20 protein-coding genes are annotated in these 17,832 nt (G+C 40.1%); all 20 read left to right on the top strand.

All coding sequences use genetic code 11. The features are described from left to right. Positions 1-183 precede the first annotated feature (183 nt). The 20 genes from JNG37_RS05700 to JNG37_RS05605 all read left to right on the top strand — a co-directional run bounded on the left by JNG37_RS05700 (position 184) and on the right by JNG37_RS05605 (position 17,832). On the top strand, positions 184-798 hold the full coding sequence (locus JNG37_RS05700) for a relaxase family protein (protein WP_202848239.1): 615 nt from the start codon (positions 184-186) through the stop codon (positions 796-798). 525 nt (positions 799-1,323) lie between these two features. Further along, a complete protein-coding gene (locus JNG37_RS05695; RefSeq protein ID WP_024412812.1) occupies positions 1,324-2,223 on the top strand; it encodes an AraC family transcriptional regulator in 900 nt (299 codons plus the stop codon). A 225-nt stretch (positions 2,224-2,448) separates the two neighbouring features. Then, positions 2,449-3,051 (top strand): hypothetical protein, encoded by a 603-nt coding sequence (locus JNG37_RS05690; protein ID WP_024411247.1) that lies wholly within the window; start codon positions 2,449-2,451, stop codon positions 3,049-3,051. Positions 3,052-3,578: 527 nt separating this feature from the next. Continuing rightward, entirely contained in the window at positions 3,579-4,355 is a 777-nt protein-coding gene (locus tag JNG37_RS05685) for a nucleotidyltransferase domain-containing protein (protein WP_158455145.1), read from the top strand. 64 nt (positions 4,356-4,419) lie between these two features. Further along, positions 4,420-5,058, top strand: a complete 639-nt coding sequence (locus tag JNG37_RS05680; RefSeq protein ID WP_158455142.1) for a hypothetical protein — start codon at positions 4,420-4,422, stop codon at positions 5,056-5,058. 2 nt (positions 5,059-5,060) lie between these two features. Next, the gene (locus JNG37_RS05675) at positions 5,061-6,092 is read left to right on the top strand and encodes a hypothetical protein (RefSeq protein WP_158455139.1); all 1,032 of its coding nucleotides are present in this window, start codon (positions 5,061-5,063) and stop codon (positions 6,090-6,092) included. A 15-nt stretch (positions 6,093-6,107) separates the two neighbouring features. Further along, entirely contained in the window at positions 6,108-7,472 is a 1,365-nt protein-coding gene (locus tag JNG37_RS05670; protein ID WP_158455136.1) for an AAA family ATPase, read from the top strand. A gap of 65 nt (positions 7,473-7,537) precedes the next feature. Beyond that, on the top strand, positions 7,538-8,233 hold the full coding sequence (locus tag JNG37_RS05665; protein ID WP_158455133.1) for a YjjG family noncanonical pyrimidine nucleotidase: 696 nt from the start codon (positions 7,538-7,540) through the stop codon (positions 8,231-8,233). Positions 8,234-8,243: 10 nt separating this feature from the next. After that, positions 8,244-9,011, top strand: coding sequence for an LD-carboxypeptidase LdcB/DacB (ldcB, locus tag JNG37_RS05660; RefSeq protein ID WP_158455130.1), 768 nt, complete (start codon positions 8,244-8,246; stop codon positions 9,009-9,011). Positions 9,012-9,082: 71 nt separating this feature from the next. Continuing rightward, positions 9,083-9,532: a VOC family protein gene (locus JNG37_RS05655; protein ID WP_158455127.1), complete on the top strand. Its 450-nt coding sequence runs from the start codon at positions 9,083-9,085 to the stop codon at positions 9,530-9,532. Positions 9,533-9,608: 76 nt separating this feature from the next. After that, positions 9,609-10,064: an SRPBCC family protein gene (locus JNG37_RS05650; protein WP_158455124.1), complete on the top strand. Its 456-nt coding sequence runs from the start codon at positions 9,609-9,611 to the stop codon at positions 10,062-10,064. A gap of 23 nt (positions 10,065-10,087) precedes the next feature. After that, positions 10,088-11,341, top strand: coding sequence for a DUF2130 domain-containing protein (locus tag JNG37_RS05645; protein ID WP_158455121.1), 1,254 nt, complete (start codon positions 10,088-10,090; stop codon positions 11,339-11,341). A 93-nt stretch (positions 11,342-11,434) separates the two neighbouring features. Beyond that, complete coding sequence (gene truB, locus JNG37_RS05640; protein ID WP_187321600.1) at positions 11,435-12,310, top strand: tRNA pseudouridine(55) synthase TruB; 876 nt, start codon at positions 11,435-11,437, stop codon at positions 12,308-12,310. 35 nt (positions 12,311-12,345) lie between these two features. Then, positions 12,346-13,266 (top strand): bifunctional riboflavin kinase/FAD synthetase, encoded by a 921-nt coding sequence (locus JNG37_RS05635; RefSeq protein WP_158455116.1) that lies wholly within the window; start codon positions 12,346-12,348, stop codon positions 13,264-13,266. Further along, the gene (locus JNG37_RS05630) at positions 13,263-13,997 is read left to right on the top strand and encodes a potassium channel family protein (protein ID WP_158455113.1); all 735 of its coding nucleotides are present in this window, start codon (positions 13,263-13,265) and stop codon (positions 13,995-13,997) included. The genes JNG37_RS05635 and JNG37_RS05630 overlap by 4 nt, the downstream gene beginning before the upstream one ends. 88 nt (positions 13,998-14,085) lie before the next feature. Continuing rightward, complete coding sequence (locus tag JNG37_RS05625) at positions 14,086-14,487, top strand: Spx/MgsR family RNA polymerase-binding regulatory protein (protein WP_158455110.1); 402 nt, start codon at positions 14,086-14,088, stop codon at positions 14,485-14,487. Between the two features lie 8 nt (positions 14,488-14,495). After that, the gene (locus JNG37_RS05620) at positions 14,496-14,774 is read left to right on the top strand and encodes a UPF0223 family protein (RefSeq protein WP_158455107.1); all 279 of its coding nucleotides are present in this window, start codon (positions 14,496-14,498) and stop codon (positions 14,772-14,774) included. Next, positions 14,764-15,537, top strand: a complete 774-nt coding sequence (locus JNG37_RS05615; RefSeq protein WP_158455104.1) for an inositol monophosphatase family protein — start codon at positions 14,764-14,766, stop codon at positions 15,535-15,537. The genes JNG37_RS05620 and JNG37_RS05615 overlap by 11 nt, the downstream gene beginning before the upstream one ends. Next, on the top strand, positions 15,522-16,826 hold the full coding sequence (locus JNG37_RS05610; RefSeq protein WP_158455101.1) for an RsmF rRNA methyltransferase first C-terminal domain-containing protein: 1,305 nt from the start codon (positions 15,522-15,524) through the stop codon (positions 16,824-16,826). Before JNG37_RS05615 ends, JNG37_RS05610 begins: the two co-directional genes overlap by 16 nt. A gap of 136 nt (positions 16,827-16,962) precedes the next feature. Then, the gene (locus JNG37_RS05605; RefSeq protein ID WP_158455098.1) at positions 16,963-17,832 is read left to right on the top strand and encodes a phosphate ABC transporter substrate-binding protein PstS family protein; all 870 of its coding nucleotides are present in this window, start codon (positions 16,963-16,965) and stop codon (positions 17,830-17,832) included.

Genomic DNA, 17,832 nt, shown 5'->3' with positions numbered 1-17,832 from the left:
AACAAACTCACCAAATAAAAAAAACGATATTCGGGTGGGTTATTTTGTTATACCCTAAATTACCCTCTGAGTAAGCACGACCTTAAAGACTTAAAGGAACGGTGCAACGAGCAGAGCTGGGAACAGGGCTTGCATGTGCCGGAGAAAGGAAAGACATTTGCTGGAGAAGTCCGGGAAGAAACGGTGGCATGGAGCAAAGACACCTACCAGCTTTTGAAACAGGCAGAGCAGGGAAAGGTCAAAAGCTATGTGCAGGATATTGCCCTTGCGGTGCTGGATTGTAAGGAAACAGCGACCAGCCGGGAAACCTTTATCCGGCTGATGAATGAAAGAGGGTACGGGGTGGACTGGCAGGACAGCCACAAGTACATCACATATACCGACTTAGCCAGGGAACAGGCAGGAGAAAAGGCTTGTAAAATCAGGGATAACAAGCTGGAAAAATACTACAATATGGATTTTGGAAAGGAGAGTATGGAGCATGAGTTTGAGAGAAATGCACGAACAGCAGAAGCAGAGCAGTCCAAGAGAGCAGCTTCAAGAGTTAAACCGACAGAGCCGGACAGAGCTGGAAAACAGTCTGCTCAAAGAAGCGTTGGCGATGTCGAGCGAGAACTGCGAGGAATTGATGAAGCAGTCAAATCAAGAACAAGTGAGGGCAGAGCAGAACAGGCAGAGAGACGCAGAGCAGAACAGGAAGCTCATCAGCGAGCTGAAGCAGAGCGTAGAGCTGCTGAAGAACAGCAACGAATTGCTTCAAGACGCTATATCGGGCGAGATTGGGAGCCTGAAAGATGAGGTTAAGGAAAACACCGTCCAAGAGGTTAGAAAGGCGTTACAGGCGAATATAGAGGCTATACAGAGGGCTACAAAGCTTCTTGAGAAGCAGTCTGATACACTTACGAGCGTGATGAAGCAGAAGATCCGGGAGCTTGAGGAAAGTAAGAACAGTTTTTTTAGATATGAGGGCTTGAAGTTGTACCTGTTTTGGGGCGGTATGGTCTGCAAAGGCTGTAACTACAGGGGGAAACCATTGTGGTTACAGCCTTTTTTGCGTTTTTGTGGTAAAATGATGAATGAACAGTATCAAATCGTTATCGGCAAAATTTTACCCAAACGATATAGAAAGCTATATTGCTTATAAAGCACCATTCATAGAGAAAATTTACGCTGAAATAGGACTATGAAAAATCTAAGTTTATCGAACTTAGCAAACTATAAGTTTCTAAGAGATAAAACCTATAAAACTTGTACGGATATTGTAGGGTAGGAAAAGAAATCTTCCTCTATACTAAAATAAACCGAATGAAAAGGGGGATCGAAGTGAATATTATCAAGTCGTTTAACAATACGATTGATTATCTTGAAACAGTTCTTGATGATGAAATTGACGAAAAGAAAGTAGCACAGCTATCCGGATATTCGTACTCGATGTTTAGTCGCTTGTTTTCTATTCTGACCGAAACAACGCTCTCAGAATATTTAAGAAGCAGAAGATTGACGGAAGCAGCCGTTATTTTAAGAGATACGGACGAAAAGATTATTGATGTTGCCTTCAAATTCGGATATGAGTCATCGGATTCGTTTGGAACAGCTTTTAAGAATTTTCATGGATTTACTCCTTCAGAGGTAAGAAACGGGAAACCATTCAAATTAGTATCACGAGTGCAATTATCACTCAGTGTAAGAGGAGGAAGAAGTATGAATATTACAATTCAAAAGAAAAAAGCATTTACAGTTGCAGGGATCAATGAAAATAGCATCAATTCATCATTATGTTCAGGTATATGGGGGAAATTGTTTTCTAAGGTTAGCCATGAAGAAATCTCAAAATTTGGGACAGGAGAATCTGTTGGGGTTTGCCACGATATATTAAACCTTGATAATCATGATGTTTTAGAATCCAATACAATTAGCTATATGGCAGGCTATATTGTTAATGATGTGGATAAAGCAAGAAGCATAGGCTTAGATGTTTTGGAAGTGGAAGAAGCGGAGTATGCTGTTGTAGAATTAATAGGATCTGTTCCGGATTGTATTCATAACGGATGGAAATATGCGTTGGAAGTTTTCTTCCCTGAGCATGGTTATGTTCATTCAGGAAAACCTGACTTTGAATATTATTATGAAGGTGATATGGATAGTAAAGATTATAAAATGGAGCTTTGGATTCCGATAACTAAAGCTAAAAAAATACCAGTTAATCTATCTGATACCTTTTAACGATATCTCGATAGGACTTAAAGGCGAAATCGCGGTTCGCTTCCTGCAAGGAACTGAGGTAGATTTATAGAGTAAAGAAAGGCTGTGACGACAGTGGGAACCCACTGTGGTTACAGCCTTTTTTGCGTTTTTGTGGTAGAATCAAATTGTAGAACAATTTGGAGGTCATAAGATATTAGTCGACTTTATGATTCGATTGAAGAATCCTTCCGATTCAGTGAGTATTTGAATTTCAGCGATTATACTGAACTAAAGAATTTTAATTCAAATAGTGTTGTATTCGAAATTGAAAACAAAATAGATGGTCAGTTAATTAGTTTTGAGGCTGATACAGATATTAACGCCTATGAAGGATCCGAAAGTTTCCTATATTTAAAGTATAAAAAAGATGGAAGTTCAAGTTCAGAATCAATTGGAAGAGTGTCCTATACTAATGGAGAGGTTGAATTCGATGAGTTTCAAGGTACTTATATGCCGGTCCAGATGGATGGTGTTTCAGAGCACGAACTGTCTAGATTAGGTAGTAAAATGGTTGATATAATAAATAGTGATTTTATAGACTATAAGGATTTGGTGGGAAGTTCCGAATATTCCATTATTAAAGACGGTGGTTCTTATCCAATTTTAGATTTACCATGTCAAGAGTGTGGAGAGTATTGGATATGTATTGACGAAGCTTTTACTGACAGAGGAAAGTGTTTGAACTGTGGAGAAATAAATGAGGTGACAGGCTGTGAGCGTTGTGGCGGCTATGATTTTGGTACACCTAGTGATTATGACTATCCATTTTTATGTGATAGCTGCTGTAATTACTATAAAGAAGAGTAAATAAATTCCGTTCCACAGTATCATTCTAAAATAACTTTCAATCCCTTTCGTCTATTAGTATAGAAGAAAGCTCTCAGCACACGTGGAGTGTGTTGCTCTGCTGGTGAAAGCCTAGAAGATTTGAAACGAAAGTGATAGCAAAAAGCCTTGATTGCAAGGCTTTTTGCTTTGTGGTGGGTAAGTATTAGAGTAAGTAATTTTTGGAGTGAGTGGAAGTGATAGTTAGAAATTATCAAAGTCTATTTCCGTTTACCCTGTGGGTACGTATTTGTTTCCGTTGACTAGGAGTTTGAGGGAATAGAAACATATCCACCTTGCAAAATCGCCTAAATGGTTGCCTCTGGAATTGGTGGTAACAATTGAATATAAACTGTTAGAGATGTTATAATTTTTTAGAATTGAGGTAAATATGAACGATCAAACTAAAGCATCGTATCAGCAATTTTTCAAACTACAACCATAAAGTTGTAGTTTTTTTGCTGTCTGGGAGAGATAGATGATATAATAAAGAGAAAGAGGAGATTAGTATGCACAGTCAAGAAGAGATGAATCGTTTAGTCCCCCAAAAATTGCGGGAGATTGAGAAGGAATTTGATGTTGAGGTCTTGTGGGCAATCGAATCAGGTAGTCGTGCTTGGGGTTTTGAATCACCAGACAGTGATTTCGATGTTCGTTTTATCTACAAACATAAGCCAGGTTTTTATTTAGCTTTGGATAAAGGCCGAGATGTGATTGAATTGCCGATTGATGAAACCTGGGATGTGAGTGGGTGGGATCTAGACAAAACCTTGAAACTATTGTTTAAGTCAAACCCAACCTTATTTGAATGGTTGCAGTCGCCGATTGTCTATCATCAGACAGATTTTATTGAGCGAATTCGCCAGTATGCTCAGACCTATTTTTCTGAGAAAAAGATGCTCCATCATTATCTCAACACTGCAAAAGGCCAGATGCAAAAATACCTACTTGGTGAACAGGTCAAACCTAAAAAATATTTTTATGCTTTGCGCCCTATTTTGGCCTGTCGTTGGATTGAGAAGTATCATACCATTCCCCCTATTTTGTTTGATGACCTTGTTCAGGATTTGCTTCCAGAGGAAATGAAAACCCATGTCGCAGCATTGCTGGACTTGAAAATCAACCATCCAGAAGAAACACTCATTTCCCCCTTACTTCCGATTCAAAACTATGTGGAAGAAAGCATTCGAGAAATTGAAGTCTATATCCAAACTGTTCAGGATGAGAGACAGGATATCTTACCACTGAATCGCTTCTTTTTGGATGAATTAGGGATGGAGAGTTAGGGCAATTTTTATATAAAAATATGATGAGTAGAATGTATAAATTTTGTGAAAAAAGGTAGAATGAATGAATTTTAAAGACTTTATAAACAACACGATAATGGATTTCAGTACCAAAGAGTTTCAGAATGTTAAAAAATTACTAATTGGTGAGTATTTACAGTTTAACTTTTTAGAAAACAATCAGATTGATAAGTTGATTTTTTCTGAAAAATTGTATGATTATTTAGAAAAATTGGAATTGAAGACCAAGATACCTTTTCAAAAACACTTGGTTTATTACAGCATTTTCTTAGATAAATTGGTTTCTAATAAAATTGCCAAAGCACCAAAAGGGAATAAGAAGGTCATGGATCCCCCGCTCATACCACGAGCTAGACGGTATTATGATAAAGCTAAGGTAGTTGGAAAAAAACAATTCCATTCTGTCCATCAATTAATTGATTATTGCAGGGTTATGTTTTGTCTTTACAATTCTGCTCTCCAATCTGATTCAAAGCAATTTGAAAATTTTGATTTATCTATTGATGCTCTTTCTATTGAACAAATTATTCTCAATATGAAGCAGGAACAAGCTAAAAAATTGAATTTTCAAGTAGCAGAATTTTTCTCAATGAATGGAATCTATTCAAGTGAAGTATTCTATCTGATCATGACCATTATCGTATATTGTAAGCTTATGGAGAGTAAAATTCAAGGAGATTAACAATGTCTAACGTAATAAATATTCATAGTCTGCATGAACTGTATAGTTTTCTTAATGAAAAAGGTGTCCTTGAGATAGTATTGAGAGGGAATAATAAACAAATACGAGCGATTCAGAAAGTTGCGATTAATCAAGTTCAAAATAAAGAGGCTGCTCAATTGGTAAACCAGGTCTTTCAAGCAATACATAAAAATTTACAATTAACCAATAATGGGCTTCAATTGCTTCAAAATGTTACTGTTTTACAAAATATAACCCTTGCGTTGAATTGTTTGAATCTGGTTGCAACCTGTGCAGGCTTTGCAATTTTATATGCTAAACTCGAACAAATGAGTGAGGAAATCGCTCAACAAATTCAACATCTCCATCAAACTGTAAAACAGGGACATGATATTCAGACTGGCTATGAATTTAATAAAGTTCTTTCTTCATATACAGACATGTTGGATGCTAGAAGACGTCAAAATCCATATTCTGAAGAAAAAATGCGTGAACTAGTTGATCAACTATACAATGTCTTACAGTTATTAATTGCTGTTTTTAAGAAGGAAATTGCAACAGATAAAAGTTCAATCATTTTGTCAATTTTCTCGCTTCTTTCTATGTTAACCATGTCATTACGGTTTTATGACGAGCTCTACTATTTTAATAACAAGGCAAAATTAAATAGTGGAAGTGTATGGCATTCTTCTCATGATAGATGGATGAGTGTATATGATATTTTGCAATCAGGTTGGTTTCTTGAAAGATTACAAGACTATGCTTTTTTGGAGTCCAATATGACAACAGTTGAAATGGATATCTACTGTGCAGAATTAATGGAAGAAGTTTTCTCGCAGAAAGAAGTGATTGAAGATAATCAAAACTTAATTCTTGCTTTAGATGATCAACAAACTTTCCAAACTTTAAATCAAGTTAATACAGCTGAATTAAAAGAAACTATTGTATCCAGTTTGGAAGAAACCTTAGTTCAAGATTCGGCAGCCTCGCGTCAAGTCTATCATACGATTATGGATCAAGTCGCTCTGCTTTAAATTTGAGGTTTGAAAATGGATTTAGAAATCAAAAATGCTATAGACAGACTTCTATATGCTTGTGATAGTGTTGATACAAAACACTTATCGAAACAAGGACCAATTTCCTTGAAGCAGCTGGTCTGTCAAGATCTCCTAACCTTTATTCAAAAAATATCTCTTAAAGATAGCGAAGAACGCATCAATCTTTTTATGATGACCTATTTCTCAGAGATTCAAGTTGAATGCATAGGAGATGAAAATGGGAATATTCCTTCTTCCTTCAAGATGCTTTGTCAAATTGATCAAGTCAAGGAGAAAAGTAACGGCTTCATACTCTCTGACCTCTATATAAAATCAATCATTGTGATTGGGCAGCACTATAGTTTAAGTAAAAAACATAAAAAATCGATAAATGTACAAGGATTTATCGACTATGTAAAAAATCTGAAAGAGTATGTGAAGAATGTTCCAGATTTAGATAAAGAATTTGGACATGAGTTTGAAAAAACATCAGTCAACACTAACACTGAACCAATTAGTATATCAGAAGAAAGTTCTTCGATTTCTTCTTCTCAAGCTGAAACAATTGAGGAAGTGTTAGAGCAGATTGACCGATTGATAGGATTGCAAAATGTAAAGAGTGAGGTTCGTAATTTAATAAACTTGCTAAGACTCAATAAAATCAGAAAAGAACGAGGTTATAAGCAAATAAAAACTTCCAATCATTTGGTTTTTCTAGGAAATCCCGGAACTGGTAAGACGACCATTGCTCGATTAATCGCAAAGATATACAAAGCATTGGGAATTCTGTCGGAGGGGCAATTGGTTGAAGTCGATCGGTCTGATTTGGTAGCGGGTTATGTCGGTCAAACTGCGATAAAGACTAGAGAGGTGATTGACAAGGCAATGGGTGGCATCTTGTTTATTGATGAAGCTTATACTCTTGCTAAAGGTGGATCTGATTTTGGGCAAGAAGCAATTGATACGATTCTAAAAGCTATGGAAGATAAGCGTGATGATTTTGTCGTGATTGTTGCTGGATATTCTGGACCAATGAATGACTTTCTGGCTTCAAATCCTGGATTGGAATCAAGATTTAACAAATCCATCCACTTTCCTGATTATACAGCAGAAGAACTGTTTGATATCTTCAACCTATATTGCCAAAATTATGAGATGCAGCTAACAACTGATGCAAGCCTTTCGTTGAAAGATTACTTACAAAAGCTCTGTAATAAGAAACCATCAAATTTTTCAAATGGACGAGCAGTTCGAAATCTTTTTGAAGCTTCATTGTCGCTCCAAGCAAATCGTCTAGCAGAAAAAGAAGCTATTGGAAATGAAGACTTGACCATGCTCATGGAGAAGGACCTTTGCCTTAATTTGCCAGACATGTGAGTGTTTAATAATGAATTAAATTTTTAGAATAACCTATAAATAGCTTATTTAAGAAAGGAACCGAATTGCATTACAAACATATTTTATTTGATTTAGACCATACTTTGCTGGATTTTGCGCGTGGGGAAGAACTCGCTTTAACCCAGTTTTTGCAGGCTATGGATGTGACTGATATTCAGGCCTTCAAGGATGTCTATCGTCCAATTAACCAAGCCATGTGGAAGGAGTTGGAAAAGGGTTTGATTAGCAAGCAGGAGTTGATTGACACACGTTTTTCCAAAACCTTTGCCCAGTTTGGCCGCCAAGTGGATGGCCGCCAGATGGCACTGACCTATCAGGAATTTATCGGTAAGCAGGGACAAATTTTTACAGGGGCAGACCAACTGTTACGCCAGTTGACCCAAAACGGCTACCAGCTGTATGCGGCCACAAACGGTATCACCTACATCCAGGAGAACCGCCTGCACCATTCTCCCATCCAGCAGTATTTTACAGATGTCTTCATTTCAGAAAGGATGGGGACCCAGAAGCCTGCGGCTGCTTTTTTTGATAAAATAGCAGAGCAGGTTTCAGGTGGTGATAAGACCAGTCTTTTGATGGTAGGGGACAGCTTGACTGCAGATATTCAAGGTGCCAATAATGCAGGAATCGATTCTGTTTGGTATAATCCAACTAAGCAAATCAATCAAGGTCCTGCTCAACCAACCTACACCATTTCACGTTATAGTGAACTTTTTGATATTTTATCCATCAAAGAATAGGAGAAGGGATATGAAACAGAGATATTGGATATTGTTAGGTATTAGTTTAATAATGCTGGCTGCTTGCGGAAATTCTCAAGAAAAGCAAACTAGCGAAAGTAACAGTCAAAGTAGCCAGACTGCAGCTAGCTCAAACAGTTCCCAGGAGATAGTTGCCAGTTCGACTCAAGCTGAGTCTGAGACAAGTAGTTCTTCAGAAGCAAGCCAAACAGGTCAGGCCAGCCAAGATGCTGCCTATAATGGGTCTTATTACTATGTTGAAGGCAAGTATGGGCCAGTCATTATTGTCAATAAAAAACATCCTCTAGCAAGCTCTTATGCACCTGGAGAGGACCCAACTGCCCTTGCTTCCTTCTTGGAGTTACTAGCCAATATGCAGGCGCAAGGCTTTGCGGTATCCAATCAATACTCGGGTTTTCGTTCCTATGAAACACAGGCTTCGCTCTACCAAAACTATGTCAACCAAGACGGTCAAGCAAATGCCGATCGCTACTCAGCTAGACCAGGTTATTCAGAACACCAAACTGGACTGGCCTTTGATCTGATTGATACTGCGGGCAACCTTTTAACGGAACCGACAGCTTGTCAGTGGTTGGCTCAGCATGCCCATGAATATGGCTTTGTGGTTCGCTATTTGGAAGGAAAAGAAGCGTCAACAGGCTACATGCCAGAATCTTGGCATATCCGTTATGTAGGTCAAGAAGCGACAGAGATCTACCAATCTGGCTTGACTCTGGAAGAGTATTATGGGGTTGAAGGCGGGGATTACGCTCAATAGCACTAATTAGTTGTACGGACCATTTTCCCATGGTATAATGAGGAGCCTAAATTGGCAAGGAGGAAATACACATGCTAAAAGCAATGGAAGTCTATTTGGTTACGAATGGTAACGGATTAGAAGCAATTGAATTTTACAAGAAAGCGCTAGGCGCAGAAGTTGAACAAGTGAATTTGTTCAAAGATTTCTTGCCAGATTGCCCAGTAGAGATGGAAAATCATGTAATGAATGCCCAGTTCCGTCTGAGTACAGGTCAACGTTTTATGTTGTCAGACAACAACCCAGAGTTGCCTTATGCGGTGGGCGACAACATTACAGTTGCTTTGATTACCGATGACGAGGCAACAGCCAAAGACCTATTTGCTAAATTGTCTGAAGATGCAAAACAAATCACAATGGACTTACAAGCAGTACCTTGGTCACCAGCTTATGGATCATTGCAGGACAAATTCGGTATCCATTGGCAAGTCAATGCGGAAGTTGCTGGCTTTGGTCAAGAATACTACGCAGAACAAAATTAATCATAAACCAGGGTCTCCTGGTTTTTTGATTGCTCAGAAGAAATTTGCTATAATATAAGCCACAAAAGGAGCTGCCATGGAAGTAGAAATCAAACAAGCTGAAAATCAATATATCTTACGCCTGAACTATGAGGTCCAAGCCAGTCCCTCTGATAGTTGGGACCTCCTTGCCACCAACCAAGGATTAGAAAAGTGGTTTCCTCAGTTAAGAGTGGAGACAGACCATTTGGTTTTTGAGATGGAAGATTTTCGAGAGGTTATGCCCCTGCTTAGTTACCAACCAGAATCGCACCTTGCTTACGAATGGGACAGGGCGCAGGTTAGTTTTCACATTAAGAACCAGCAGATTATTTTTGAAGAAATCATTCCATTTGATTTTGGGAATGAATTTGCAGATGCTAAAAAAGATATGACTGGCTGGTTGGTACAAAATGACTGCATCATGGCCCTATTGAATGCTAAGAAACTGCCAGATAGAGCCGCTCTTAGAGAAAAATGGTCGGCCTATTTGGAAAAAGAATTGAATATTTAGTTGAAATTGGAAAGGAATCACTTATGCATCAAATTACTTGTCCGCATTGCTCTACTATTTTTACTGTCAATGAAACTGAGTATAGTCAACTCTTAGCCCAGGTACGTGGTGCGGAGTTTGAAAAGGAAATCCACGACCGTTTGGAGCGGGAACGGGAATTATTGTCCCAGAAAGCAGAAAATGACTTACAAGCTAAACTGGGTGATAAAGACAAGGAAATCTTTGAACTGACCGCACGTTTGGACAAGTTGTCTAGTCAGACGGAGCTAGAAATCAGCTCTGCCCTTTCCAAAAAAGACCAAGAAATCCAAGAGTTGAAAGCCAAATTGGAGCAGATCGGCTTGGCTAAGGATTTGGAGTTGCAACAGGCTGTCGCTCAGGTGGAAAAAGAGCGAGATGCGGCTCAAAATGCCTTGGCTTTGCAGGAGCAGAAGCAGGAGTTGGCGCTTGCGACCACTCGTCAGGAGTACGAGGTGCGGCTCAAGGCAGCAGATGAGCAGGTGGAGTTTTACAAGAACTTCAAAGCTCAGCAGTCCACCAAGGCAATTGGTGAAAGTTTGGAACTTTATGCCGAGGCAGAGTTCAACAAGGTTCGTTCCTATGCCTTTCCACGGGCAAAATTTGGCAAGGACAATGTGGTTTCCGCTTCTGGTTCCAAGGGGGACTACATCTATCGGGAGTTGGATGAGAACGGCGTGGAAATCATCTCCATCATGTTTGAGATGAAGAATGAGGCGGATACAACCAAAACCAAGCATAAAAACGCAGATTTCTTCAAAGAATTGGATAAGGACCGTCGAGAAAAGGAATGCGAATATGCCGTTCTAGTGACTATGTTGGAAGCGGACAACGATTATTACAATACAGGGATTGTCGATGTCAGCCATGAGTATGACAAGATGTACGTGGTCCGTCCTCAGTTCTTTATTCAGCTAATTGGGCTTTTGCGAAATGCTGCGCTGAACAGTTTGCAGTACAAGCAGGAGTTGGCAATGATTAAAAAGCAAAATGACGACATCACCCAATTCGAAAAGGAGCTAGATGCCTTTAAAACAGCCTTTGCCAAGAACTACAACTCGGCAAGTAACAACTTTAAAAAAGCTATTGATGAAATTGACAAGTCCATCAAGCGGATGGAAGAAGTCAAACGCTTCCTAACAACTAGCGAGAACCAGCTCCGCCTTGCAAATAATAAACTAGACGATGTCTCTGTCAAAAAATTAACCCGCGACAACCCTACGATGAAGGCGAAGTTTGAGGCTTTGAAGGGGGACTAGAAGTCCCTGTTATACAGACTATAATTAGGAAATAAGTAGAATCGACGAGGGACCGCCCAAAAGAGCGGTCCTTTATGTTATAATGAAAACATGATTTCAGGAATTATTAATGTGAAAAAAGAAGCGGGAATGACCTCCCACGATGTGGTATTTAAATTACGCAAGATTTTGCAGGAGAAGAAGATTGGGCATGGTGGGACCTTGGATCCAGATGTGACAGGGGTTCTGCCCATTGCAGTCGGCAAGGCCACGCGCATGATTGAGTATATGCAGGAAGAGGGAAAAATTTATGAGGGGGAGATTACCCTCGGCTATTCGACCACGACCGAAGATGCATCGGGCGATATCATAGAGCGGACACCGGTTTTGGAAATAGCAGAGCAGGCAGTTGATGAGGCCATGGCTAGCTTTGTTGGTACTATTACCCAGATTCCGCCTATGTATTCTGCTGTCAAAGTAAAGGGCCGCAAACTTTATGAGTACGCAAGGGCGGGCGAAGAAGTCGAACGTCCTCAACGTCAAATTGATATTTACAGTTTTGAACGGACCAGCCCGATCGAGTTGGCGGATGACTGTGCACGATTCACTTTTCGAGTTCGCTGTGGAAAGGGCACCTATGTTCGCACCCTGTCTGTTGACTTGGGCTCTAAGCTAGGCTACGCTAGTCATATGTCCAAGCTAGAGCGAACAGGCTCAGCAGGCATGACCCTTGCTGACGCCCTGACAATCGAGGAAATTGCTGATAAGGTATCTCAAGAAGACTATTCCTTCCTTCGTCCCATTGAACAAGGAATTGGAGACCTACCGGTCGTTGAATTAACAAGCTCGCAGGTAGAAGAAGCTCGATTCGGGAGATTTTTGAACGTAGAACATCAAGAAGCCCTGCTTGCAGGTTTCCACCAGGGACGATTAATCGCTATTTTAGAACAAAGGGAAGACTATTATAAGCCCAGAAAGGTTTTTCTCTAGTGATGGAGTAGAAACCTATGATACAATAAAGTGATATGGAAATTAAGTATATAAAAAATTATAAGGACCTGATGAATCAGGTACCAACTGTTTTGGTCTTGGGGTATTTTGATGGTCTCCATCTAGGCCACAAGGCGCTTTTGGACAGGGCTAGGAAAGTAGCAGATGAGCAAGGTCTTACCGTTTCGGTTTTAACTTTTCCTGAAACACCACGATTAGCATTTGCTCGTTTCAGTCCAGATTTGTTGCTGCATTTGACCACCCAGGAAAGACGGTTTCAATTGATGGAACAATATGGCGTTGATCAATTGGTTTTGACGGATTTTACGAGTGAGTTTGCAGCAAACAGTCCTCAGGAGTTTATCGATCGCTACATTAAAGGAATCAATGCTCGAGTTTTGGTGGCTGGTTTTGACTATCATTTTGGAAATTGCAGAGCAGACGTGTCTGATTTGACCGCCTTGTTTGAGGGGCAAGTCGAGATTGTTGAAGAAGTGCAGGTTGATGGACTCAAAGTATCCTCCTCGCGCATCCGCCAGGAAATCCAAGCTGGCAATATGTCCCTTGTCAATCGGCTTCTAGGCTATTCATTTTCTACGGAGGGAATTGTGGTGCATGGGGATGCCAGAGGTCGTACCATCGGCTATCCAACTGCTAACTTAACTCCTTTTGACCGCGTGCATTTACCACCAGCAGGTGTTTATGTTGCTGATGTAGAAGTAGATGGTGAGCGTTTTCGTGCCATGGCAAGCGTGGGAAAAAATGTGACATTTGATGGTACTGAAATGCGAATCGAAGCCCATATCTTCCAGTTCAATCGCTATATATATGGTGAAAAGATGACAATTTACTGGCTGGATAAAATCAGAGATATGGTAAAATTTGACGGCATAGATAGTTTGATGGAGCAGATGAAAGAAGATGAGAAAGTAGCTCTGCATTGGGAGGGAACATGATCAAGCGCTTGATATCTCATCCGCGTTATGAACCGATGGTGACCTTTTTCGCCATCTGTTATATCTTGCTCTTAGTCGGTGAATTTTTTTCCTGGTTTTCAGCGACTAGTTTTTTCTATAAGGGCTTGGATCTGATTTTCTGGGGGATTTTTGTATTTGATTATCTAGCCAATCTCTTTTACGCCAGGGATCGGAAAGAATATGCAAAAAGTCATATTTTTGATCTAATTGCCATTTTGCCTTTTGATCAACTCTTTGGCTTCTTGCAATTAGGCAGAATTGCACGTTTGTTCCGTCTTTTGCGGCTAACCAGGGTTATCGCCTTGTCCAATCGATTTTGGGATACTATCAAAAAACTTCTACATACCAATGGTTTGTACAAGGTTTTGATCTTGAATATTTCAGCTGTCCTGATTTCAAGCCTTCTCTTGTCTATCTTGGAGAAAAAATCGATTTTCGACTCACTTTGGTGGTCCATTGTAACGATGACAACCGTTGGTTATGGCGATATTGTACCGCAAGATGCGATTTCAAAAGCTATTGCAATCATTTTGATGTTGGTAGGTATCTGTACCTTTGGTATGGTCACTTCGACCATCACACGTTTTTTTACAGAAAATGAAAAAGATACCAAGATTGATCTATTATTAGAAAAATTAGAAAACCAGGAACAAGTCTTGAAAGAACTGTCAGATAAGTTGGATAAAATGACAGAAATCGACGGAAATTAGTGAATATTACTCGGTTTTTATTGAATTTTCTAGAAATATGGGGTATAATGATATGTGGGAACGAGTATGTGGAAAGGGGTGAATATTGATGATTACTTTGTTTTTATCGCCAAGTTGTACGAGCTGTCGAAAAGCGCGCGCCTGGTTAACCAATCATCAAGTTCCGTTTACTGAGCATAATATTATGACCAGTCCCCTGACTGCGACTGAACTAAAAACAATCTTGTCTTTGACAGAAAACGGGACGGATGACCTTATTTCGACGCGCTCTAAGGTTTTCCAAAAACTAAATATCGATGTTGAAGAGTTATCTGTTTCAGAACTGATTCATTTGATTGAAACCTATCCAAGTCTTCTTCGTCGTCCGATTATTTTGGATGATAAGCGGATGCAGATTGGATTTAACGAAGATGAGATTCGTGCCTTCTTACCGCGTAATTACCGAAAACAAGAGTTAAAAAATGCTACTTTGCGAGCAGAAATTGGATAAGGAACGATATGAACAAACAATATTCATATCCGCTTGATATGATGTGGAGCACCGAGGAGATTTCCTCCGTGCTTTCTTTTTTGAATCAAGTGGAGGCAGCCTATGAGGGTGGCACTCAAGCAGAAGCCCTGCTGACTAGCTACTCAGTTTTTAAAAAAGTAGTGCCAGGCAAGGCACAGGAAAAACAAATCGATCGAGAATTTCAAGAGTCATCTGGTTACTCAACCTATCAAGCTGTGAAAATGGCCAAGGAGAAAGGGAGAGGAGTTGTTCGACTTGGAAACTAAGCTAAGATTTGCCCAACAAATAGTCTTAAAGGCTGGGCAATGGCTACGTGAGCATATGAACCAGCAAGTGGAAATTGCTGAAAAAGCAGATTTTAAAGATTTGGTGACAAACTTTGATCAGTCTATTCAGGATCAATTGAGTCAGGACATCTTACAAGCTTATCCTTTGGATGCCATTTTAGGGGAGGAGTCACAAGAACATATCTCTATTTCCAAAGGTTGTGTCTGGGTCTTAGATCCGATTGATGGCACGACAAATTTTATTGCCCAGCAGACTGATTTTTGTATCTTGCTTGCCTATTTTGAACAAGGGGTAGGTCAGTTTGCCCTGCTTTACAATGTCATGGCAGACCAGCTTATTTGGGGTGGGGGAGAATTTCCAGTTTTCCTAAATGATCAGCCTCTTTTAGGCTATCAAAAAGGGGAACTTAAGCGTTCCTTACTGGGCTTGAATGCTGGACTCTTTGCATCAAATGCCTTCGGATTGGTCCGATTGGCTAATCACTGTTTGGGGACACGATCCTATGGTAGTGCTGGCATTAGTTTCGCCTATGTTTTAGAAGGGCGGTTAGTTGCCCATGCTTCCTATTTATACCCATGGGACTATGCAGTTGCCGCTATTTTAGGACCCAAGCTCGGTTATGAATTGTTGAGTTTGGAAAATGGCAAACCAAGATTTGAAGGAAGAGAGTATGTACTTTTTCTTCCCAGTCTTCTGAAAGATGAGATCACAGGATATTTAGACGAATGGAATTACCAGTAGAATTTAGAAAAAAGTATGAAACCTTGTTAGGGGCTGACTCAGAAAAATTTTTCCAAAGTTTCGATGAGCCAGCTGTTTCAGCATTTCGGATCAATCCACTGAAAGCGCAGCTTCCAGACTATTCGGAAAAGATTCCGCATTTGGAATGGTCTTATTATGGAAAAGTGAGTGGCAAAAGCTGGGAGCATGTAGCTGGTTTAGTCTATTCACAAGAGCCAGCTGCACAAATTGTTGGTCAAATGGCTCAACCTCAACCAGGTATGAAGGTCTTGGACTTAGCTGCTGCACCTGGTGGCAAGTCTACCCATCTCCTTTCTTATCTGAAAAATACAGGTCTGCTTGTAAGCAATGAAATTTCTCAGAAACGGTCCAAAATATTGGTCGAAAATATTGAACGATTTGGCGCTCGTAACGTCGTTGTGACCAATGAATCCGCTGACCGACTGGCTCGGGTATTTCCCAAGTTCTTTGACCTGATTGTTCTGGATGCGCCATGTTCAGGAGAGGGCATGTTCCGTAAGGATCCTGCAGCTATACAGTATTGGGATAGTGACTATCCAAGTCAGTGTGCTGTCTTACAAAAGGAAATTTTAGAATCGGCACTCGAAATGTTAGCTCCTGGCGGTCAATTGGTCTATTCGACATGTACCTGGGCGCCTGAAGAAAACGAAGATGTGGTTGCCTGGTTGTTAGAAGAATATCCCTTGAGTTTGCTTCCCGTTGAGAAAATCAATGGCATGGTGGAAGGGATTTCCTTTCCAGAAACGGCACGTATGTATCCCCATCACTTTAAGGGAGAGGGACAATTTGTTGCCAAGTTCCAATTAGATCAAGAAGGAAAAACAAAGAAAATAAAAGCTAGTAAGTCAAATCTAAAGCCAGAACAGAAACAGTTGTGGCTGGATTTTGCGAAAAAACATCTGGCAGTTGACCTAACCGGGACCTTGCAAGTCTTTGGAGACCATCTGTATCTGTTACCAGATGGATTGCCAGATTTGTCCAAGCTCAAACTGGCAAGAAATGGTTTGCATCTAGGTGTTTTTAAAACCAAACGATTTGAACCTTCTTTTGCTTTGGGGCTTGCATTGTTGCCGCATGAGGTGAAAAATAGGGTCGAAATCAGCCAGGAATCCTTTGTTGACTATGTTGCAGGACAGCCATTAGCTGTCTCTAAAGAATTGCCCAACGGATGGTACCAAGTTGTCATTCATGGAAACGGGCTCGGTTTTGCAAAAATCGTCTCAGGAACCCTTAAAAATAACTTTCCAAAAGGGCTTCGTTTTTCGTAAGAATGAGCAGAAATATTTTGCATGTTAGTTGGTTATATGTTATATTGGTTTTGTGGAAATTTATTGTAAAATAACCTGAAAAATAGAATAAAATTACAGTAAAATTTTCACTGAAAAATGTAAAGGAAACATAGAAATGAAAAAAAAGCATAAGCTTGGTCTTGCTGCTCTCTTATTGACAGCAAGTCTCTCATTGTCTGCCTGTTCAGCTTGGATTGACCGAGGTGAATCCATTACTGCAGTTGGCTCAACTGCCTTGCAACCCTTGGTAGAAGCTGCAGCAGATGAATTTGGCTCAACTAATCTTGGTAAGTCTGTCAATGTCCAAGGTGGTGGTTCGGGTACTGGACTTTCACAGGTGCAGTCAGGAGCTGTACAGATTGGTAACTCTGACGTATTTGCAGAAGAGAAAGATGGTATTGATGCCACTGCTTTAGTAGATCACCAAGTCGCTGTTGCAGGTCTTGCTGTAATTGTCAACGAAGAAGTAACTGTTGATGATTTGACGACTGAGGAGTTGCGTAAAATCTTCACAGGTGAGATTACTAACTGGAAGGAACTCGGTGGAAAGGATTTGGAGATTTCCATTATCAACCGGGCAGCAAGTTCAGGATCGCGCGCGACATTTGACAACATTATCATGAATGGTGAATCTGCTATTCAAAGTCAGGAACAAGATTCAAACGGGATGGTAAAATCCATCGTTAGTCAAACGCCAGGAGCAATTTCCTATCTATCATTTGCATATGTTGATGACAGCGTTCAAACCATTAAATTAAACGGATTTGAACCAACCACTGAAAGTGTTACAACCAATGATTGGCCAATCTGGTCATACGAGCACATGTACACCAAGGGTGAACCTACGGACTTGACTAAAGAGTTCTTGGATTACATGATGTCGGATGAAGTGCAGTATGGTATCGTTGAGAGTATGGGATACATCTCTATACATGATATGAAGGTAGAGAAATCTGTTGATGGTACAGTCACAGTTAAGGAGTAG

The organism is Streptococcus suis, from assembly GCF_016775005.1.
Classification (GTDB): Bacteria; Bacillota; Bacilli; order Lactobacillales; family Streptococcaceae; genus Streptococcus; species Streptococcus suivaginalis.
Note: the sequence above shows the minus strand (reverse complement) of the source record. Positions and strands in the feature narration are given on the sequence as shown.